20 protein-coding genes are annotated in these 19572 nt (G+C 53.1%); all 20 read right to left on the bottom strand.

All coding sequences use genetic code 11. The features are described 5' to 3' along the window. Positions 1 to 14: 14 nt before the first annotated feature. The gene (locus B5F29_RS09850) at positions 15 to 755 is read right to left on the bottom strand and encodes an amino acid ABC transporter ATP-binding protein (protein WP_087154461.1); all 741 of its coding nucleotides are present in this window, start codon (positions 753 to 755) and stop codon (positions 15 to 17) included. Then, positions 745 to 1416 (bottom strand): amino acid ABC transporter permease, encoded by a 672-nt coding sequence (locus tag B5F29_RS09855; RefSeq protein WP_087154462.1) that lies wholly within the window; start codon positions 1414 to 1416, stop codon positions 745 to 747. The genes B5F29_RS09850 and B5F29_RS09855 overlap by 11 nt, the downstream gene beginning before the upstream one ends. Positions 1417 to 1465: 49 nt before the next feature. Continuing rightward, on the bottom strand, positions 1466 to 2338 hold the full coding sequence (locus B5F29_RS09860; RefSeq protein ID WP_242955633.1) for a transporter substrate-binding domain-containing protein: 873 nt from the start codon (positions 2336 to 2338) through the stop codon (positions 1466 to 1468). Between the two features lie 178 nt (positions 2339 to 2516). After that, positions 2517 to 3107 carry a cytidylate kinase-like family protein gene (locus tag B5F29_RS09865; RefSeq protein ID WP_087154463.1) on the bottom strand — a complete coding sequence of 197 codons (591 nt, stop codon included), beginning with the start codon at positions 3105 to 3107 and terminating at the stop codon, positions 2517 to 2519. A 2-nt stretch (positions 3108 to 3109) separates the two neighbouring features. After that, positions 3110 to 4516 carry an NAD(P)/FAD-dependent oxidoreductase gene (locus tag B5F29_RS09870; protein WP_087154464.1) on the bottom strand — a complete coding sequence of 469 codons (1407 nt, stop codon included), beginning with the start codon at positions 4514 to 4516 and terminating at the stop codon, positions 3110 to 3112. A 77-nt stretch (positions 4517 to 4593) separates the two neighbouring features. After that, a complete protein-coding gene (locus B5F29_RS09875) occupies positions 4594 to 5595 on the bottom strand; it encodes an aldose 1-epimerase family protein (RefSeq protein ID WP_087154465.1) in 1002 nt (333 codons plus the stop codon). A gap of 25 nt (positions 5596 to 5620) precedes the next feature. Further along, positions 5621 to 7108 carry an FGGY-family carbohydrate kinase gene (locus B5F29_RS09880; RefSeq protein ID WP_087154466.1) on the bottom strand — a complete coding sequence of 496 codons (1488 nt, stop codon included), beginning with the start codon at positions 7106 to 7108 and terminating at the stop codon, positions 5621 to 5623. Positions 7109 to 7127: 19 nt separating this feature from the next. Beyond that, positions 7128 to 7625 carry an NUDIX hydrolase gene (locus tag B5F29_RS09885; protein ID WP_087154467.1) on the bottom strand — a complete coding sequence of 166 codons (498 nt, stop codon included), beginning with the start codon at positions 7623 to 7625 and terminating at the stop codon, positions 7128 to 7130. A gap of 114 nt (positions 7626 to 7739) precedes the next feature. Then, positions 7740 to 8855, bottom strand: a complete 1116-nt coding sequence (spoIVB, locus tag B5F29_RS09890) for a SpoIVB peptidase (protein ID WP_162608403.1) — start codon at positions 8853 to 8855, stop codon at positions 7740 to 7742. Positions 8856 to 8930: 75 nt separating this feature from the next. Beyond that, a complete protein-coding gene (gene recN, locus B5F29_RS09895; protein ID WP_087154469.1) occupies positions 8931 to 10610 on the bottom strand; it encodes a DNA repair protein RecN in 1680 nt (559 codons plus the stop codon). 10 nt (positions 10611 to 10620) lie between these two features. After that, positions 10621 to 11073, bottom strand: a complete 453-nt coding sequence (gene argR / locus B5F29_RS09900; protein WP_087154470.1) for an arginine repressor — start codon at positions 11071 to 11073, stop codon at positions 10621 to 10623. A 16-nt stretch (positions 11074 to 11089) separates the two neighbouring features. Continuing rightward, positions 11090 to 11938, bottom strand: a complete 849-nt coding sequence (locus B5F29_RS09905; RefSeq protein ID WP_087154471.1) for an NAD(+)/NADH kinase — start codon at positions 11936 to 11938, stop codon at positions 11090 to 11092. 4 nt (positions 11939 to 11942) lie between these two features. Then, positions 11943 to 12746 carry a TlyA family RNA methyltransferase gene (locus tag B5F29_RS09910; protein WP_087154472.1) on the bottom strand — a complete coding sequence of 268 codons (804 nt, stop codon included), beginning with the start codon at positions 12744 to 12746 and terminating at the stop codon, positions 11943 to 11945. A 4-nt stretch (positions 12747 to 12750) separates the two neighbouring features. Further along, entirely contained in the window at positions 12751 to 14622 is a 1872-nt protein-coding gene (gene dxs, locus B5F29_RS09915; RefSeq protein ID WP_087154473.1) for a 1-deoxy-D-xylulose-5-phosphate synthase, read from the bottom strand. 13 nt (positions 14623 to 14635) lie between these two features. Further along, on the bottom strand, positions 14636 to 15523 hold the full coding sequence (locus tag B5F29_RS09920) for a polyprenyl synthetase family protein (RefSeq protein WP_087154474.1): 888 nt from the start codon (positions 15521 to 15523) through the stop codon (positions 14636 to 14638). Further along, complete coding sequence (gene xseB / locus B5F29_RS09925; protein WP_087154475.1) at positions 15510 to 15746, bottom strand: exodeoxyribonuclease VII small subunit; 237 nt, start codon at positions 15744 to 15746, stop codon at positions 15510 to 15512. Before xseB ends, B5F29_RS09920 begins: the two co-directional genes overlap by 14 nt. Next, complete coding sequence (gene xseA, locus B5F29_RS09930) at positions 15746 to 16984, bottom strand: exodeoxyribonuclease VII large subunit (RefSeq protein WP_087154476.1); 1239 nt, start codon at positions 16982 to 16984, stop codon at positions 15746 to 15748. The genes xseB and xseA overlap by 1 nt, the downstream gene beginning before the upstream one ends. A gap of 1 nt (position 16985) precedes the next feature. Then, positions 16986 to 17402, bottom strand: a complete 417-nt coding sequence (nusB, locus tag B5F29_RS09935; RefSeq protein ID WP_087154477.1) for a transcription antitermination factor NusB — start codon at positions 17400 to 17402, stop codon at positions 16986 to 16988. A 90-nt stretch (positions 17403 to 17492) separates the two neighbouring features. Continuing rightward, a complete protein-coding gene (locus B5F29_RS09940) occupies positions 17493 to 17867 on the bottom strand; it encodes an Asp23/Gls24 family envelope stress response protein (protein ID WP_087154478.1) in 375 nt (124 codons plus the stop codon). A gap of 100 nt (positions 17868 to 17967) precedes the next feature. After that, complete coding sequence (locus B5F29_RS09945) at positions 17968 to 19548, bottom strand: peptide chain release factor 3 (RefSeq protein WP_087154479.1); 1581 nt, start codon at positions 19546 to 19548, stop codon at positions 17968 to 17970. Between the last annotated feature and the right edge of the window lie 24 nt (positions 19549 to 19572).

Genomic DNA, 19572 nt, shown 5'->3' on the forward strand with positions numbered 1-19572 from the left:
CAGCAGCAATTCACTTATAATACTTTGCTCAGGAAATCAATCGTCCTGGGTTCTTTCGGATGGAGCAGCACTTCATCAGGAGTGCCTTCTTCCACGATATAACCGCCTTCCATGAAGATCACCCGATGCGCCACTTCCCGCGCGAATCCGATCTCATGGGTAACGACTACCATGGTCATGCCTTCTCTGGCAAGTTCTTTCATGACCGCCAGCACTTCGCCTACCATCTCCGGATCCAGAGCGCTGGTCGGCTCGTCGAACAGCATGATATCCGGCTTCATCTCCAGCGCGCGGGCAATCGCCACGCGCTGCTTCTGCCCGCCGGAAAGCTGGCTGGGATAAGCCTCCGCCTTGTCCTCCAGCCCTACGCGTTTCAGAAGCTTCAGAGCTTCCTGGCGGGCCTGCTCCTTGGTCATCAGTTTCAGATGCACCGGAGCCAGGGTCATATTGTCCAGCACGTTCAGATGATTAAACAAATTGAAATGCTGGAACACCATCCCGATATTCTGCCGTACTTTATTGATATTCGTATGTCTGTCGGTCACATCATGTCCGTCGATAATGATCTGTCCGCCCGTCGCAGTCTCCAATTGGTTCAGACAGCGCAGCAGGGTGGATTTTCCGCTTCCGGAAGGGCCGATCAGCACGACCACTTCCCCTTCCCGAACGTCCAGGCTGATGTCCCGCAGAACTTCCAGTTTTCCGAAATTCTTCTTCAGATTAGATACATGAATCTTATATCCGTTATCTGCCACGGTTCACCCTCCTTTCCACCATCTTCGCCACCTTGCTGAGAATCGTGATCACGATCAGGTACATGACGCCGACGATTGCCCAGGATCCCAGCGGATTCAGCGTATTGCCCGTGATGGTTTTTCCCACATTGGTTAACTCCGCAATCCCGATTACGGACAGAATAGAAGTATCCTTCAAAGTGATAATGAACTGGTTGATGATGGAGGGGATCATGGTACGCACCGCCTGCGGTACCACAACCAAAGCCATAGCCGCGCCGTAAGTAAGTCCGAGGCTTCTGGCCGCCTCCATCTGGCCCCGGTCCACGCTCTCGATACCGGCCCTGATGATTTCGGCCATATAGGCGCCGCAGTTCATGGACAACGCGATCGTACCTGCCTGCATGGCACTTTCCCACCGGAAATTTGGAAATCCCAGGGACTGTATACCCATCGCCACGCCAAAATACATAAAATAAGTCAGTACAATCAGCGGCACTCCGCGGACCGCATCCACATAAACGGTTCCGATCAGATTCAGTACCCGGTTGTGGCTCACATTCATCAGTCCAAAAATCATACCGATGACTATGGCAATAAGCAGTCCGATCACTGTGAGCAGAAGCGTCCTTCCCAAAGCCTGCATCAGCATATCGCCATATATCCGAATAATAGATATCATAGGGCCTTTATCTCCTTACTGTAAATATTCCATCAGACTTTATCCCGGATTATTCCCCAAGATAGGTCGCGATGATCTCGTCATAAACTCCGTTCTCACGGATATTTGCCAGACCGGTATTGAACATGTCAAGCAGCTCCTGGTTCGCTTCATTCATGATGGCCATACCATAATCTGCGCCGTCGTTGTGCATGTTCTCCGGAATCTGCAGAGCCAGACCGCCGGTCTTGATATTGTCCGCCATGATCGGCGTGTCCTCTACGCATGCCGCGCTGTTGCCAAGAAGCACATCCTGATACATGGTCGGTGAATCTTCAAATACGGTTACAGTGAATCCATACTCGTCCTTCAGCTCGTTGGCGAAGTCCGCGCCTGCCGTACCGTTTTTCACAGCCACGTTCAGTCCTGCCAGATCCTCAAAACTTTCGATATCGCTGCCCTCCGGCACTACAAAAGTCTGAGTCGCCGTATAGTAGCCGTCAGAGAAAATCCAGCCGTTCTGCTGTCTCTCCTCCGTGATGCTGGCGCCTGCCAGAAGAGCGTCTGCCTGACCAGTCTGAACAGCCGTTACCGCCGCGTCCCAGCCAAGACTCTGAATATCAATATTGAATCCCTGATCTTCCGCAACCGCTTTGATGATATCCACATCGATTCCTACAAAATCTCCGTTCTCATCCGTATACTCAAAAGGTCTGAATACTGTGTCCATGGCAATCACCCATGTCTTGTCAGAAGAAGCCGCCGTATCGGAAGCTTCCGCTTCCTCTTCCGCCGCGTCCGCGCTTTCCTCTTCTGCCGGAGCTTCCGTCGTCTCCTCTGCCGCAGCGGCAGAATCGTCCGTGGTCTCCGTTGTGGAAGATCCGCAGGCCACCGCCGAGAATGCCAGGCATGCGATCAGCGCCATTACCGTTAACTTTTTCATAATCGTTCCTCTCCTTTTCTTCCTGAACAAACAGGTTATTCACGCACAAAGGCGATGTTATCTGTAACACCGCCTTTGTGATACATACCCAGTATAAAGAGTTCTCTTCCAGTTGTCAAGAAAAACAGTATAATTGTATACATGTATGTTCTGTGCACCGCGCGGATTTAAACTGCGTTTACAGATCCTCCGCCGCCGCCAGCACCAGCTCCACCGCACGGTCAATCCCCAGTTTCTCCGTATTCAGCGTCAGATCATAATTTCTGGCGTCTCCGTAGGATCTGTGCGTATAATACTCGCAATAGCGCTTTCTGGCGCGGTCTGCCTCCCTGGCGTCCGCGCGGACCTGCTCCGGCGCGGCGTCCTTCATCATCCCGACCATGCGCTCCACGCGCCACTGGAATCCGGCGTGCACAAATACTCTCAGGCAGTGGTCAAATTCCGCCAGTATATAATCGCTGTTGCGGCCCACGATGACGCAGCTTTCCTGATTGGCCAGATCCCGGATCGCCTCCATCTGGGCGTTCCAGATCTCTTCATCCAGAGGTTTGTTGTAAAAGTCAAAAAGGCTCTGGGCAAACCCGAAGCTGCTGGGCACCCGCTCGTCCCAGCGGCGCACCTGCTCCGGATCCAGCTTGCCGCTGGCTACCGCAGTCTTCAGGATGATGTCCCTGTCATAGTAGGCAATGCCCAGTTCATTGGCCGTTCTCCGTCCGATCTCTCCGCCTCCCGCGCCAAACTCTCTGGCGATGGTGATGATCTTCTTCATACTCATACCTCCTGCTCCGCTTCCATCAGTTTCCGTCCCATCAGTACTCCCATGGCTGACGCCATCATAAGACCTCTCGTCCATCCGGAGGAATCGCCCAGGCAATGGAGTCCCCGGATATTCGTATTCAGGTTCTGATCCATTCGCACCTTATTGGAATAAAATTTCAGTTCCGGACTGTACAGCAGCGTCTCGTCGCTGGCAAAACCCGGCACCACCTCATCCAGCATCCGGATGAATTCGATAATATTGGTCATGGCCCGATACGGCATAGCCGCCGTAATATCTCCCGCCACCGCGTCCTTCAGCGTCGGCTTCACATTGGACCGCGCCAGTTCCTCCTGCCAGGTTCTTTTCCCGTCCAGAATATCGCCGTAACGCTGCACCAGAATATGTCCTGCCCCCAGCATGTTGGTCAGTTCTCCCACCTTCTGCGCGTAGGCGATAGGCTGATTGAACGGCTCGGTAAAATTATGGCTGACCAGAATCGCCAGATTGGTATTCTCACTCTTCAGTTCTTTGAAGCTGTGTCCATTGACCACCGCCAGATTGTTGTCATAATTCTCCTGCGCCACAAAACCTCCCGGGTTCTGGCAGAAAGTGCGTACTTTATTCTTCCAGGGCTTCGGATAGCCGATCAGCTTCCCTTCGTAAAGTATCTTGTTGACGATCTCCATCACTTCGTTGCGGCACTCTACACGGACGCCGATATCCACCGTTCCGGGACGATGGGCGATGCCGTTTTCCGCGCACACCTTTTCCAGCCAGTCTGCTCCCCGCCGGCCGGTGGCGATGACGATCTCATCGCCGAAGATCTCCTGTTTCCCTTCTTTTGAGGAAATCCGGACGCCGGTACAGAGATCTCCGTCCAGAATAATATTTTCACATTCCGTCTCAAATAAGATCTCCACGCCCTGATCCAGCAGATAGTTCTGAATATTAAGATAGAGCTGCTGCGCTTTCTCTGTGCCCAGATGACGGATCGGGCAGTTCACCAGACGCAGTCCCGCGCGGATCGCCCGTTTGCGGATCTCCTTAACCTCATCGCCTTCGTAGATTCCCTCTACATGTTCATCCGCGCCGAATTCCAGATAGATCCTGTCCGTATAGTCGATCAGCTCCTGCGCAAACTCTTCTCCGATCAGAGTCGGGAGTTCGCCCCCCACCTCGCAGGACAGGCTCAGCTTTCCGTCTGAAAACGCTCCTGCTCCGGAAAAGCCTGTCGTGATCATACAGTTTGGTTTGCAGTTCATGCATTTTCCTGTTTCTGATTTCGGGCAGTGACGCTTATTCACCGGCTTTCCTTTTTCTATCATCAGAATCTTCTTCTGTGCCCCGTGACGGACCAGTTCCAGCGCGGTGAAAATACCCGCGGGACCTGCGCCGATGACGATTACATCGTACTTCAATAATAATACCTTCCTTTATTTAAAATCATTTGCGGCGAGCTGATTATACCATACCTTGTGAAAAAAAGCACGTATTCTTATGATTTTCCGCAGACGGCGTTCCACTGGTCTCTGCCCGCGATCATGGAGACGTCCACATGATAACGCACGGACTCTCCCGGCTGCAGTATGGTCAGTCCGCCTTCCGCCCTCATGCGGTCCCGTCCGTCCGGATGGCAGTTGCCAGGCTCCAGACCCAGTACATAATCCCGGCATCCCATCATCTTCCACTCTGTGAAATAGGGAAGGCTCCCGGGATCAAAGCGGATCGCAAGCCCCTGATCGATGTCCGGATTATAGATCGCCGCCAGTCCGTCTTTATCAAAACTGTGGAAATAGCACTGTTCCTCGAATCCCGGCTGAGGAGGAAGCATCTTCATCCAGGTATCTATATCCTCGGCCGCATGCTCCGTCCTGGGTTTCACATCTATAGAAGGTATATACACTTCCGACTTTTCCGAAAGCAGCGGGTATCCCATATTCATGTGATACAGGATCATGGCCGGATATTCCGTGTCTCCTTCATTTTCAATCACGTCTTCCACATAAAGGCTGTTTTCCTCCAGAGAACAGCCGATGGTCCTTTTCATCAGGAGTTTATGGGCCCCCAGCGCCTGATCTTTGATCACCGCGTGGAGCCGGATTTCTTTCCCGTCTTTCTCCCACCAGACCTGTTCGGCCGGAATATTTCCCACGGTTCCATGAAGCGGCAGGCGCTCCCCCGCGTCGTCGCACGGAACGCCTACGGCGTTCAGTCCGCAGGTCGTCAGAAAGCCCACGGTGAATGATTTCAGGAAGCCGTTTTCCACCCCGTCATAATAGGCCGGGGCCACATAACCGCAGGCCGCGAAATGGCTCATATTAAGTCCCCGGAAACTCAGCCGGGATATATCCGCGCAGCGGTCCGCGGACACGGTAAACTCCAGTCCTTTCCCGTTTCTCACCAGAAACAGGCGCATGCCGTCTCCTTTTCCTCCTACCAGCCGGTGCTCTTCCACTCCGGATACCTGACTTTCATGTCCCACATATGGACTGACCATAGATGATCTCCCCTTTCTCTTATATCTATACCAGCGGACGGACTGCCTCGTACAGCCGCCGGTATTTTTCATAATATGTTTCATACGCTTCATGCATTTCCGGTCTCGGCAGATAAGTGTCTTTCTCTTTCAGCATGACAGAAGCCGCCTCTTTCAGATCACGGAACACTCCCGCGGCGACGCCGGCCAGCATGGCGCATCCGGTGGCTCCTGCTTCCGCGCTTCCCAGCGAGACCACCGGCAGATTCAGGATATCCGCCTTCATCTGCATCCATACGGCCGAGGCCGCTCCGCCCCCTGCCGCCCGCAGTTTCTGCGGCCGGATTCCGGACTCTGCCAGCCGTTCCAGATTCAGGCGCATCTCATAGGTCACGCCTTCCATCATGGCGCGGTACAGATCCGAGGCGCTGTGATCCAGTGTCAGACCCACCACCGCGCCTTTCGCGCCTCCGTCCATATAAGGCGTCCCGGACCCCGCGAAATGCGGAAGCACCAGAATTCCCGTGGGCTCGTCTTTCATCCCTTCTTCCAGCAGATCGTATACAGAACGGCCTTCCTCTCTGGCGCGTTTCTTTTCCTCTTTTGCCAGATTGTTGATAAACCAGGCGACCAGCGCGCCTCCCGTGAAAGTAAATGCGTAAGTCACATAACTGCCCGGAACCACATACGGCACGATCGCGTATCCGCCGTCGTAGATCCGGCGGTCCTCGGGTATTCCTTCAAAGACCGGCGTGATGCACTCCACCGTGCCTGTCACGTCCACAGCCCGGTCCGCCTTGAATACGCCGGATCCCACCGCCGCTGCCGCCTGGTCATGCACCGCCGGCACAAACAGGAGATCCCGCGGAAGTCCCAGTCTTTCCGCCATCTCCGGAAGAATCTGTCCTGCGGACGTACCGCTGGGAACCGGTTCTGAAAACAGACCGCTGTCGATCCCGGCCGCCCGGAAGATCTCCTGGCTCCAGTCCAGAGCCCGGATGTCGAATGCCATGGTCCTGGTGGCCAGCGAGTAGTCAATCATCCGGCTGCCGGTCAGCATATAGATGATGTAGTCCTCCATCAGAAGAATCTTTCTGATCCGTCCGAACTGCTCCGGACGGTGTTTTTTTACCCACATGAGTTTTGGAAGACTGTACATGCTGTGCGGAGCCACGCCGGTGATCCTCTCCAGCTTCTCTTTTCCCAGAATCGCCTCCAGCTCCCGGCATTCCTCGGCGCCTCTGGGATCCGTGTAGAGCATCGCCGGGCGGACCGGACGGTCTTCCTCATCCAACAGCGCCATACTCTCCCCAAAACTGGACACTCCTATCGATTTCAGATCCGGATAATGGCTTCCCGCGTCTGCCAGGACTTCGCAGACGCCTTTCCAGATGTCTTCCGCCATCACTTCATGTTCTCCGGTCTTCCGGGACACCGGATAGTCCCGGTATGTACGGTACAGGTAATTACCCTCTTCATCATAGACTGTCACTTTGCATCCGGTGCTGCCGATATCAAGTCCCCCCAGTGCCATAAAATACCCCCTTTTTCTGTCATTCATTTTCCGTCAAAGGCAGATGCATACTCCGGCCGTCCAGCACACATTCCGTCAGGCAGTCGTGTTCATAAATCAGTTTCAAAGAGAAAAACGGCGCATCCCGGGTCAGAAGATCCAAAAATACCCGGTCTCCTTCCCACAGGCTGAGAGTCCCTACCTCTTCTTTCGGCACCCAGCGGAGAATACCTTCCCTGCAGTCTTCTTCCAGAGTACCTGTAAAAGCATCCGCAGTATACAGACACATATACTCCGTGGGGCTGCCGTCCGCGGAAAATGTGACGATTCCCCGGAATCTCCAGGACGTAAGGATCAGCCCCGTCTCCTCTTTTACTTCTCTCAGCAGACACTCTTCCGGGCTTTCCCCCGGTTCAAAATGTCCGCCGACTCCGATCCATTTGCCTTCATTGATGTCGTGTTCCTTTTTTATCCGATGAAGCATCAGATATTTTCCGTCTTTTTCAATATAGCATAATGTGGTCATCGGACTCTTCATCTATCTGCCTCCCTGCGTCTGCGTTTTGTGAATACAACTATTATAACTTACCAGCATTCTGAAAGCAAGAAATCCGGCAGATGAACAATCATTTATTGTCAGACCGTAAAAACTTTAGTTCTCCGACGCCGCCATCATAGTTTCCGCAAAGATCCCGTACCCTTTAGCCGGATCGTTGACGAACACATGCGTCACTGCTCCGATCAGTTTTCCATTCTGCAGAATGGGCGACCCGGACATTCCCTGGATAATCCCTCCGGTCAATGCCAGCAGTTCCGGGTCTGTCACCTGAAATACCATGCCCTTATTCACATCGTTTTCATTGAGGCGGATCTCCTGGATCTGGATTTCGTATTCTTTCAGTTCACCGGACACGGAGCTTCGGATATATGCTTTCCCCGGCACGATCTCCTGTTTGAACGCCACCTCCACGGGAGTCGTCTGTATCTGCTCCCTGATCTGAGAATCTGTTGTGCCAAAGATACCCGCCGGCGTATTTTTTGTGATGCTGCCTCTCTCATGCCGCGCCGAGTAAGTGATCATGCCGCTGATCTCTCCCGGCTCTCCCGACTCTCCTTTGACGATCTCCAGAATACTCGTATCGTAGAGAGAACCGCCGGAAACATCCAGCAGCTCTCCCGTATCCGTGTCAGTGATGCCATGTCCCAGGGCTCCGAACTGCAGGTCTTCCGTCACATAGGTAAGTGTTCCGATTCCCTGAATGTCATCTTTGACCCAGATTCCCAATTTGTAATTTTCTTCTGTTTCTACGGCGCTGATGCGCACCTGTATTACTTCTGTCCCCCTCAGAACCTTCAGTATCATGATATCGGTCTGACAGGCCTGTACGCATTCGATCAGTTCGTCCTTGTCATGAATCTGGCGGCCGTTGACCGCCAGAATATAATCTCCTGTCTGTATAATCTGGTAAGCAGGTTCGTACATAAGCCCGTCTGCAGACTCTACTTCTGCGGTCCCGACCACATAGACTCCATCCGTTTCCAGATAGATCCCCACCGGAATTCCTCCCGGGATCACTCTTTGTTTCTGTACTGCCTGCACAGACACTTCCTTGATCCCCAGGTTCAGCGTCTGCTCTTCTCCTTCGCCCACCCGGATCACATCGGGAATCCGGGTATTCAGATACCATTTTCCATATAGCCCAAATAACAGAATCGACAGGATCAGGGCGGCAATCAGACATAAGCGATAAATTTTCAGACGGTTCATGCAGCCACACCTTTCACACTTTTTCTTTAGTGTCTGCATAAAACCGTCTGATTTTACTGCCAATTATTACTATTTTTATTTTTCTTTCAGCTGAAGCGCCAGCCTTCTCATCTCCCGCGCGTTCTCTTTCACGGACTCTGTGATGCTTGCCCCGCCCAGGATACGCGCCAGTTCGTCCACCGCCTCTTCTTCTGTAAGCCTGCGGATGCTCGTCTGCGTGCCTCCGCCTGCCGCAAATTTTTCAATACAGTAATGGCTGTCCGCCATGGCGGCCAGCTGCGCCAGATGGGTGATACAGATAACCTGACGGCTTTTTCCGATCAGCGCCAGCTTCTCTGATACTTTCTGGGCGGTCCTTCCGCTGATGCCTGTATCAATCTCATCAAAGATCACCGTATCGATGGCGTCCTGATCTGCCAATACCGTCTTGATCGCCAGCATAACCCTGGATAGTTCTCCTCCGGACGCGATCCTGCCCAGCGGTTTCAGCGGCTCCCCGGGATTGGTGGAGATCATGAACTCCACCTCGTCATATCCGTCCGCGCCGTACTGCTCCGTCTTACGCACCTCGATCTGAAAACGCACATCCAGGAAATTAAGCTCTGCCAGCTGCTGCTGCATAAGTTCTGCCAGTATCTCTGCCTGTTTTTCCCGGATCCGGTGCGCCTGTCCGCACAATGTCTCCAGCGTCTTCCTCGCTTCTTCGTAGTCCTTCTTCAGTTTCGCAGTATATTCCTCGAAATGGGCCAGAATATCCAGGCGCTTCTGTTTCTCCTCCTGATACGCGCGGATTTCCCCGATGGTCTGCCCGTATTTCGCTTTCAGGTGATTGATCCGGTTCAGACGCTCCTCTGTCTCCTGAAACTCTTCCCCGGAAAACTCCAGCCCTTCCATGTAATCAGACAGTTCCCGGAAAAAATCAGACAGCATCCCGTCGATCTCCTGTATCTGGTCGGACAGATTCTGCAGATTCTCGTCATAGCGGAGAGCTCCCGTCACCTCCCGGCAGGCCCTGCCGATCTGATCGGAAGCGGAACCGTCTTCCCCTCCGCACAGAAGTCTGGCTGCGGACAACGCCTCCAGGATCTTCTTTCCGTTGACCATCTTCCGGTACCTCTGTTCCAGCTGTTCATCCTCGCCGTCTTCCAGCGCCGCTTCCTCGATCTCGGAGATCTCGAATTCCAGCAGTTCCTGTTCCCGCAGCCGGCCTGTCTCATCGGCAGACGCCTCTTCCAGTTTCTTTTCCAGTTCCCGGCAGGCATGATACACATCCGTCAGCTGTTTTTTTAATGGTCCCAGTTCACCGTGGGCATAGTCGTCCAGAATCTCCAGATGCTTTCTGCGGTTCAGAAGCGACTGGTGTTCGTGCTGACCGTGAATGTCAATCAGGTACGATGCCGCCTCTTTCAGGACGGAAGCGCTGACCGTCTCTCCGTTTAATCTGCAGAGGCTGCGGTTTCCTGAAATTTTCCGCGAAAGAATCAGCTGGCCGTCTTCTGCCGGTATGCCCAGACGGTCCATCCATTCCAGGATCTCCGGACGGTCTGTGGAGAAGACCAGCTCCACCAGCGCCTGGTCCGCGTCTTCCCGGATCATCTCCCGGGCCACGCGTCCGCCCAGAGCCATCGTTATGGATCCGATGATGATCGACTTGCCCGCTCCCGTCTCGCCTGTCAGTATGTTCAGCCCTTCGGTAAAATCGATCTCCGCTTCCCGGATCAGGGCCAGATTTTTCACATGTAAATGCTGCAGCATCCTGTTCCCTCTATCTTCTTATGATCTTTTCCAGTTCCTCCATCAGAGATTCCGTATCTTCCGACGTGCGGATCACGCACATGACCGTATCGTCTCCGGCGATGCATCCCACGATCTCCTTCCACCCCAGATTATCCATGGCCGCTCCTACCGCCATGGCCATTCCGGATACAGTCTTGATCACCAGGATATTCTGCGCGCAGTCCATAGAAACAAACGCTTCTCTTAAAATTCCTTCGTATTTTTCCGCCATCTGGTGTTCCTGATGCTGGAGAAGCGCGTATTTCTGTCTTCCTCCATAAGCCGGCACCTTGGAAAGTTTCAGCTCCCGTATATCCCGGGACACCGTGGCCTGAGTCACTTCAAAGCCCTCCCGGCGAAGCATGTCTGCCAGCTCGTCCTGAGTCTCGATGTCATATTTTCCGATCAATTCAATGATTTTCTCATGTCTTCTGCGTTTCATACGCCTCTTCCTTTCATCAGCTGCGGCTCAGTTTTTCCCTGAGCACTTCCAGAAAACTGACCTGATTGATCTTGATAATTCTGGTCACTTCCGCCGCTTTTTGGAGCTCCACATAATCCCCCGACTTCACCTGGAAGCAGCTGTCCCCGTCAAAAGTCACGCAGGACTCGTCCGCGCCTCCATGCCGGCCTTCCCCGATCCGGATACGGATACATTCTTCCCCTGAAAAAACAATGCTTCTGGAATTCAATGTATGAGAACAGATCGGAGTCAGAACCAGGATCGACGCTTCCGGCGACACGATCGGCCCCCCGGCGGACAGGCTGTAGCCGGTAGAGCCGGTGGGCGTGGATACGATGATCCCGTCCGCTGTGGAAGAATACAGATACTCGCCGTTCACATAGATATCATAATCGACCACCTTCAGATTCCCCTGCCGGTTCAATACGATATCGTTGAGCGCCACATCATGTCCCAGTTCTTTTCCGTTTACCCAGACGCTCCCGGACAGCATCATCCGTTCTTCCACAGTGTAGTCATCCGCGATCAGCTGGTCCAGCGCCGTCTGTACATTCTGTTCCTCAATCTCCGCAAGGTATCCCAGATGGCCCAGATTGATCCCCAGGAAAGGGATCTTAAGTCCCGCCAGCTCTCTGGCGGCCCGCAGAAGAGTCCCGTCTCCGCCCAGCACCAGGATTCCTTCCACTTCCGCCTCTTTCAGGCGTTCGTAGGACTCGGCGCCTTCTTCCTCTTTTTCGCGGACTGTGCAGCACATGCCCCGGGACTTCAGATAATCCGCAATCTCATGGGATAACTTCAGATTCTCGTCTTTTTCGCTGTTTGCAATGATGTAAAATGATCTCATAAGCTTATAGGGTCTGATGGGCCAGATCCACGATCCCCCGCGGATCTACCGGCACCTGCTCCCAGACCGTCCCCTCTTTATGATTCTGCAGATGAAGCAGATATTCGATGTTCCCTTCCGGCCCTTTGATAGGCGAAAATTCCAGATTCAGCACCTGGAATCCGATCCCGACCGCATAGGTGATCACATGCCGGATCACATCCAGATGTACGGTCTTGTCCCGCACCACGCCTTTCTTCCCCACCTGCTCTCTGCCGGCTTCAAACTGCGGCTTGATCAGAGCCACCACCTGGCCCTCTTCCGTCAGCAGCTGTTTCACCGGCGTCAGAACCTTGGTCAGCGATATGAACGCCACGTCGATCGACGCGAACTCCACCGGTTCCTGGATCTGCTCTCTGGTCACATAGCGGATATTGGTTTTTTCCATACAGACCACCCGCTCGTCCTGACGGAGTTTCCAGGCCAGCTGACCGCTTCCCACATCCACCGCGTACACTTTCGCGGCGCCGTTCTGGAGCATGCAGTCTGTGAAACCTCCGGTAGAAGATCCCACGTCCATACAGATTTTTCCGGTCAGGTCAATATCAAAATGACTCATGGCCTTTTCCAGCTTCAGCCCTCCACGGCTTACATATCTCAGCGGAGATCCCTTGACCTCGATCACCGCTGTTTCCGGAAACGAAGCGCCTGCCTTATCCTCTCTCTGCCCGTCCACAAATACATTTCCGGACATGATAATGGCTTTCGCCTTTTCTCTGGACTCTGCCAGTCCGCGTTCTACCAGAAGTACATCCAGTCTCGTCTTCATATCTTTATCCCTGCTTTATCGTAATATATTTTTCGATGATCCGCTTTGTCACCGAATCCGCGTCGATTCCCACTTCTTCGTAGAGCAGCGACACGTTGCCGTGTTCCACATATTCGTCCGGAAGCGTAATTTCCAGCACATGAACCGGCAGCTCCCGGTCTACAATGTAATCCTGTACTCTCTCTCCGAAACCGCCGCTGCGGACATTCTCTTCCATGGTAACGATCAGCCGGTGGTCTTTCGCCAGTTCTTCCAGAATATCGGTATCGACCGGTTTGATAAAACGTCCGTTCACCAGCGTACAGCTGTAGCCGATCCCCTTCAGATTCCGGCGGACCTGCTCCGCGGTCTTTACCATGCTGCCCACAGCCAGAAGAGCGATGTCCTCTTCTTCGTAGATCACTTCGCTTTTTCCATACACGATCGGTCTTCTGAAATCTTTCAGCCCGTCGTACGCCTCGCCCCTGGGGTACCGCAGCGCGACAGGCCCGTCAAATTCCACCGCGAATTTCAGCATATCGGAAAGTTCCCATTTGTTTTTCGGAGCCATGATATGCATATTGGGAATACTGGACAGATAAGACAGATCAAAGATCCCCTGATGAGTCTCTCCGTCGCTTCCCACCAGTCCCGCCCGGTCGATGGCAAAGACTACCGGAAGGTTCTGGATACAGACGTCATGCAGCACCTGGTCATAGGCTCTCTGCAGGAAAGAAGAATACACCGCGAAAATCGGCCGCATTCCTCCCGCCGCCAGGCCTGCCGCGAAAGTCACCGCATGCTCTTCCGCGATTCCCACATCAAAGAAACGGTCCGGATAGTTCAGGCGGAACCTCTTCAGGCCGGTACCATCCGGCATGGCCGCCGTGATCGCCACCACTTTTTCATTGCGCTGGCCCAGCTTTACCATGCAGGTGGAGAAGACATCCTGATAGTTTGCCTTTTTCCTGCGGTTTTTAGGCAGCCCTGTCTCGATATCGAAAGGCTCCGCGCCGTGGAATCTGGCGGGATGCCGTTCCGCCGGCTCGTAACCTTTGCCTTTCTTGGTAAGTACATGTACCAGGACCGCGCCTTTTACACGTTTCGCTTTTTTCAGCACGTCCAGGAGCTTGCGGATGTCATGTCCGTCCACGGGTCCCAGATAGGTAACGCCCATATCCTCAAAAAACATCCCGGGGATGAACAGCTGCTTAATCCCGCTCTTGGTCTTCTTCAGCTGGTTCGCCAGATGATTTCCGTAAGGGATCCGGTTCAGCGACTGTTCTACCCCGCTCTTGAAATTCGTGTATACTTCATTGGTACGCAGTCCGTTTAAGTATTCAGATATGCCCCCCACATTTTCCGCGATTGACATATTATTGTCGTTTAATATAATAATAAAATTCTTTTTTAACTGCGAAGCGTTGTTTAAAGCTTCATACGCCATGCCTCCGGTAAGGGCGCCGTCTCCGATCACAGACACCACGTAGCCGGATTCTCCCCGCAGGTCTCTCGCGGCCACCAGGCCGATCCCTGCTGAAATAGAGGTGGAGCTGTGTCCGGTATCAAAGCAGTCGCAGTCGCTCTCCTTCCGTTTGGGGAATCCGCTCATACCGCCGTATTTCCGGAGTTCGTCGAACCCCGCTTTTCTTCCGGTCAGCAGCTTATGCGTATAAGACTGATGTCCCACATCCCAGACGATCTTGTCCCGGGGCAGATCCAGACTGAGATGCAGCGCCATGGTCAGTTCCACCACTCCCAGGTTGGAAGCCAGATGCCCTCCTGTCCGGCTGATCTTCTCAATAAGGAAGGCGCGTATCTCTTCCGCAAGCTGTTCATACTCTTCCGGCGGAATCTTCTTGATATCATTCGCCTGATTGATTTTTTCCAGAACCATGGTGCCACCCCCTTTATCTGTCCCTGTATACCAGTGATTGAATCAATTCTGTCAAAAACTCGTTCTTATAAGGAAGTGAAGCCAGGTTCCGAAGCGCCCTGTCCGACAGTTCTTCCACATCCGCCGAAGCCTGTTCCAGTCCTTTTAAAGTTACATAAGTGGTTTTTTCATTTTTGTCATCGCTGTGTACCGGCTTGCCGATGGATTCCAGAGTTCCTGTCACATCCAGGATATCATCCCGGACCTGAAACGCTACGCCCACATCGGAAGCCACCTGTTCTATCGTCCGGACTTCTTCTTCCGCAGCTCCTGTCAGTACCGCTCCTGTCATCATAGCCGCTTCCAGAAGCGCGCTGGTCTTCAGCTTGTAGATAAAATCCAGCCGTTCTTTGGATATGGCATGCCCGGACGACTGCACATCCACTACCTGACCGCCGATCATGCCGTAGACGCCCGCTTTTTTCGCCAGAATCTGGAGGGCTTTCGCCACCCGACCGGGATCTTCTCCATAATCGAAAGCAGAAGCTGCCGTCTCGAACGCAAAATTCAGAAGCGCGTCGCCCGCCAGGATCCCCATGGCATGACCGTATTTCGCATGCGTCGTCAGCTTCCCCCTGCGGTACTCATCGTTATCCATGGCCGGAAGATCATCGTGTACCAGAGAATAAGTATGGATCATCTCCATAGCGGCCATGAAGGGGCGGATCACTTCTCCTTCTCCGCCAAACATCCGGTACGTCTCATACATCATCAGCGGACGAAGCCGTTTGCCTCCCGCCAGAACGCTGTAATTCATGGCTTCCATGATTTCTTTCTGGTATCCCTCTTCTTTCGGCAGAAATTCCCGGATCACCTCTTCGGTCCATTCGGTCCTTTTCTTCTGTTCTTCACGAAAATTCATGGATCTGTCCCTCCTCATCGATCTGAATCATCTGTTTCTCCACACGGTCAATCTGTTCGCTGCAGTTTTTCAGAAGCCGCATCCCTTCCTGGTACAGACGGAATGTTTCTTCCAGAGACACATCCTTGTCCCCCATCTGATTTAAAAGCGCGTCAATCCGATCCAGCGCTTCTTCCAGTTTCAGTTCTTTTTCATTCCCTGAATCCTGATATACAATCTCCATCACTGTCTATTCCTTTCCGGCGTTCCGATACGCTCTTCCTTCTCCGTCTTCAGCACCTGGGCGAACAGCTTTCCGTCTGTCACATGAATCGTAACCTGTTCGCCGGGACGGACTTCCTCCACGCTTCGAAGGGCTTTCCCATCCTGTGTCTGCGTATAAGAATATCCCTGACTCAGCTTTTTCAGCGGCGACGCCCCGTCCAGCCTCTGTGCCAGAATCTGCACCTGATGCCTCCGCTCCAGGACTTTCTGGCGCATGGCCTGTCCCAGCTTTTCCTGCAGATCCGCAGCATACTGGCGCTTTTCGTTGAGCTGATGTCTGGGGCTTGCATACTGCAGCAGCTTTCTCCGATGCTCCGCCTGCTCCCGCCGGACCAGGATCTTCTGTTCCATCCGGTCCAGAAGCTGCTGATGAAACAGTTCCAGTCCATCCAGAAGCTGACGCACATCCGCCACCGCCAGTTCCGCCGCCGCGGAAGGAGTCGGCGCCCTCAGGTCCGCCACATAATCCGCGATCGTCGTATCTGTCTCATGTCCCACCGCCGAGATCACAGGCGTCCGGCATTCAAAGATCGCCCTCGCCACAATCTCTTCATTGAATGCCCAGAGGTCTTCGATCGATCCGCCTCCCCGGCCTACGATCATCACGTCTACGCCATAGTTGTCCAGTGTGCGGATCCCCTTCACGATGCTTTCCGCCGCCTGGTCCCCCTGCACCAGAGCAGGGTACAGGATCAGCTGCGCATAGGGATTCCTTCTCCGGGAAATATTCATAATATCCCGCACCGCCGCGCCTGTGGGCGCGGTCACGATACCCACTTTCCGGCTGTAAAACGGTATGGGCTGCTTGAACTCCGGGGCGAACATGCCCATCTCTTCCAGCTCTTTTTTCAGCTTCTCAAACTGACGGTAAAGATCTCCTTCCCCGTCGGGAACGATCTCTTTTGCGTAAAGCTGATATCTGCCGTCCCGTTCGTAGACGCTGACGCTTCCCAGCACGATGACCTTCTGTCCCTCCTGCATCCGGAACGCCAGCCCTTTTCTCCGGTCTCCGGCAAACATGACGCAGGCAATAGCGCCCGATTCGTCTTTCAGAGAGAAATAAATATGTCCGGAAGTATGATATTTACAGTTGGACACTTCTCCCTTCACGTAGATCCGGTTCAGCATAAAATCCTGTACGAACATATTTTTGATGTAAGCGTTGACCTGTTTTACCGAATAGACATTTTTCGTCATTTTATTCTGCTTTATCCGCCAGCTTTGCCAGTACGCCGTTGACAAAGGACGGCGAATCGTCTCCTCCGAACTTTTTAGAAAGTTCCACCGCCTCGTTGATCGCCACTTTCTCCGGAATATCCCCGTCGTATCTCATTTCATAGACCGCCAGTCTCAGAATCGTCAGGTCTACTTTGTTCATGCGCCCGATCTTCCATCCTTTGGACGCTCCCTCCAGTATGGCGTCAATCTCCGGAAGCCTTTCCATAATCTTCTGATATTTTCCGGAGATGTACGCCTCATCCTCCGGCCGGACTTCTCCGTTCTCCTTCATGTCGTCCACAAACAGGTCCACCTGCTCCTGCATGTCTTCCTGTCCGTTAAATTCCACACGAAACAGGAGCTGAAAAATATGCTCTCTCAACTCTCTTCTCTTCATCCTGTCCTCCGAATCTTATTTCCTGTTGTGCAAAAATGGGACTGTCGGTCCATACTGCGACAGCCCCTTCTTCCATCTTGTCTTTCTCTTTTAAGAAAGTACGACGCCTGCCACACGGACATTGACCTCTGATACTTTCATGCCGGTCATGCTCTCGATGGCGGATTTTACTTTGTCCTGTACGACGCCGGACACTTCCAGGATATTCGCGCCGAACTCCATATTCAGCGCCAGATCCACTTTCACGTCCGTATCGGTGACTTCTACCGTCACGCCTTTGGACAACGTCTTCATCCCCATCTTTGCCACCAGCTCATTTTTAATATTGCCGACCATGGAAGCCACTCCTTTGACCTCCGTCGCGGCCATACCGGCGATGATAGCGACCACCTCATCCGCGATCTGCACTTCGCCTTTGTCGCCGTCGATCTGAAGTACATGCGTTGCTCTGTCTAATTTTTCCATCCCATTACCTCCCAAAGCTGATCCTACACTAACTGCATTGTAACAAATTTTACCGCTTTTGTGAAGGGGCAGTTGCGCCAGGTTCCCCGGCGGCTCATGCTTAACGCCCAAACTCGGAAAGTTCAAGACCGGGGTTGCGGTCCAGCGTCATGCCGATGCTCCAGCTGTTGATCCACAAAAGCAGCGGTCGTCCCTTCAGGTCACGGATTTTCTTCATATCCGAGGTTCCGTTAATCTTGTCCAGATCGATCTGCGGATTCTCGATCCAGCGGATATGCTCATATGGTAAGTTTTCCAGAAGAATCTCTACATTATACTCATGGTTCAGCCGATATTTCAGCACGTCGAACTGCAGTACGCCCACCACGCCGACAATGATCTCCTCCATACCGGTATTGTACTCCTGGAAGATCTGAATCGCGCCTTCCTGGGCGATCTGTTCGATCCCTTTCACAAACTGTTTTCTTTTCATGGTGTCCACCTGACGCACCCGGGCGAAATGTTCCGGCGCGAAAGTAGGGATGCCTTCATACTGGATCCGGCGCCCCGGCATGCACACCGTATCTCCTATAGAAAATATACCCGGATCAAAAAGTCCGATAATGTCTCCCGCATAGGCCTCTTCCACAATCTTGCGGTCCTGGGCCATCATCTGCTGAGGCTGGGACAGCCGGATCTTTTTGTTGTCCTGCACGTGCAGCACTTCCATACCCGCCTCAAATTTGCCGGAACAGATACGCATAAACGCGATACGGTCCCGGTGCGCCTTATTCATATTGGCCTGAATCTTGAAAATAAATCCGGAAAATCCTTCTTCTATGGGATCGATCATGCCCACATCCGCTTTTCTGGGCAGCGGGGACGTGGTCATCGCCAGGAAATGCTTTAAAAAGATCTCCACGCCAAAGTTCGTCAAAGCCGATCCGAAAAATACCGGCGAAAGTTCCCCTTTGTCTACCAGTTCCTGGTCAAATTCGGCGCTGGCTCCGTCCAGAAGATCGATCTCATCCAGAAGTTTTTCTTTCTGGCCTTCCAGAAGCACTTCGTCGGCTTCATCCAGGGACAGCACTCTGTCCTCTCCTTCTTTCGTTCCTTTTTCAGTGCCGGAAAACACATGGATCCTGCCGCTGGAGCGTTCATAGACGCCCTTGAACTCTTTGCCCGAACCGATCGGCCAGTTCACCGGGCAGGTAGCGATTCCCAGTTCTTTTTCAATATCGTCCAGCAATTCAAACGTGTCCATGGCATCCCGGTCCATCTTATTGATAAAAGTAAAGATCGGTATATGCCGCATGACGCAGACCTTGAACAGCTTTCTGGTCTGCGCTTCCACGCCTTTGGAACCGTCGATCACCATAACCGCGGAATCCGCCGCCATCAGCGTCCGGTAGGTATCTTCCGAGAAATCCTGATGTCCCGGCGTATCCAGGATATTGATGCAATAATTATCATAGTTAAACTGCAGTACCGAAGATGTAACCGAGATACCTCTCTCTTTCTCGATCTCCATCCAGTCTGATACCGCGTGGCGCGCCGTCGCCTTCCCTTTGACGGATCCGGCCAGATTGATGGCTCCTCCATATAATAAGAACTTTTCCGTCAATGTGGTCTTACCCGCGTCCGGGTGAGAGATGATCGCAAAAGTCCGTCTCTTTTCTATCTCTTTCCTGATATCTGCCACGATATTTCCTCCTGTTGTTCCTCT

It is taken from the genome of Lachnoclostridium sp. An196, from assembly GCF_002160135.1.
Taxonomy (GTDB): Bacteria; Bacillota; Clostridia; order Lachnospirales; family Lachnospiraceae; genus Hominiventricola; species Hominiventricola avistercoris.

Bases quoted from the DNA above. Each gene is read 5' to 3' on its own strand.
- B5F29_RS09940 (WP_087154478.1), bottom strand. From the start codon at position 17,867: ATGGAAAAATTAGACAGAGCAACGCATGTACTTCAGATCGACGGCGAC.
- spoIVB (WP_162608403.1), bottom strand. From the start codon at position 8,855: ATGAACCGTCTGAAAATTTATCGCTTATGTCTGATTGCCGCCCTGATC.
- recN (WP_087154469.1), bottom strand. From the start codon at position 10,610: ATGCTGCAGCATTTACATGTGAAAAATCTGGCCCTGATCCGGGAAGCG.
- dxs (WP_087154473.1), bottom strand. From the start codon at position 14,622: ATGGTTCTGGAAAAAATCAATCAGGCGAATGATATCAAGAAGATTCCG.
- B5F29_RS09885 (WP_087154467.1), bottom strand. From the start codon at position 7,625: ATGAAGAGTCCGATGACCACATTATGCTATATTGAAAAAGACGGAAAA.
- B5F29_RS09855 (WP_087154462.1), bottom strand. From the start codon at position 1,416: ATGATATCTATTATTCGGATATATGGCGATATGCTGATGCAGGCTTTG.
- B5F29_RS09920 (WP_087154474.1), bottom strand. From the start codon at position 15,523: ATGAATTTTCGTGAAGAACAGAAGAAAAGGACCGAATGGACCGAAGAG.
- B5F29_RS09880 (WP_087154466.1), bottom strand. From the start codon at position 7,108: ATGGCACTGGGGGGACTTGATATCGGCAGCACCGGATGCAAAGTGACA.
- B5F29_RS09860 (WP_242955633.1), bottom strand. From the start codon at position 2,338: ATGAAAAAGTTAACGGTAATGGCGCTGATCGCATGCCTGGCATTCTCG.
- B5F29_RS09865 (WP_087154463.1), bottom strand. From the start codon at position 3,107: ATGAAGAAGATCATCACCATCGCCAGAGAGTTTGGCGCGGGAGGCGGA.
- nusB (WP_087154477.1), bottom strand. From the start codon at position 17,402: ATGAAGAGAAGAGAGTTGAGAGAGCATATTTTTCAGCTCCTGTTTCGT.
- B5F29_RS09875 (WP_087154465.1), bottom strand. From the start codon at position 5,595: ATGGTCAGTCCATATGTGGGACATGAAAGTCAGGTATCCGGAGTGGAA.
- xseB (WP_087154475.1), bottom strand. From the start codon at position 15,746: ATGGAGATTGTATATCAGGATTCAGGGAATGAAAAAGAACTGAAACTG.
- B5F29_RS09905 (WP_087154471.1), bottom strand. From the start codon at position 11,938: ATGAGATCATTTTACATCATTGCAAACAGCGAAAAAGACGAGAATCTG.
- argR (WP_087154470.1), bottom strand. From the start codon at position 11,073: ATGAAACGCAGAAGACATGAGAAAATCATTGAATTGATCGGAAAATAT.
- xseA (WP_087154476.1), bottom strand. From the start codon at position 16,984: ATGACGAAAAATGTCTATTCGGTAAAACAGGTCAACGCTTACATCAAA.
- B5F29_RS09910 (WP_087154472.1), bottom strand. From the start codon at position 12,746: ATGAAGACGAGACTGGATGTACTTCTGGTAGAACGCGGACTGGCAGAG.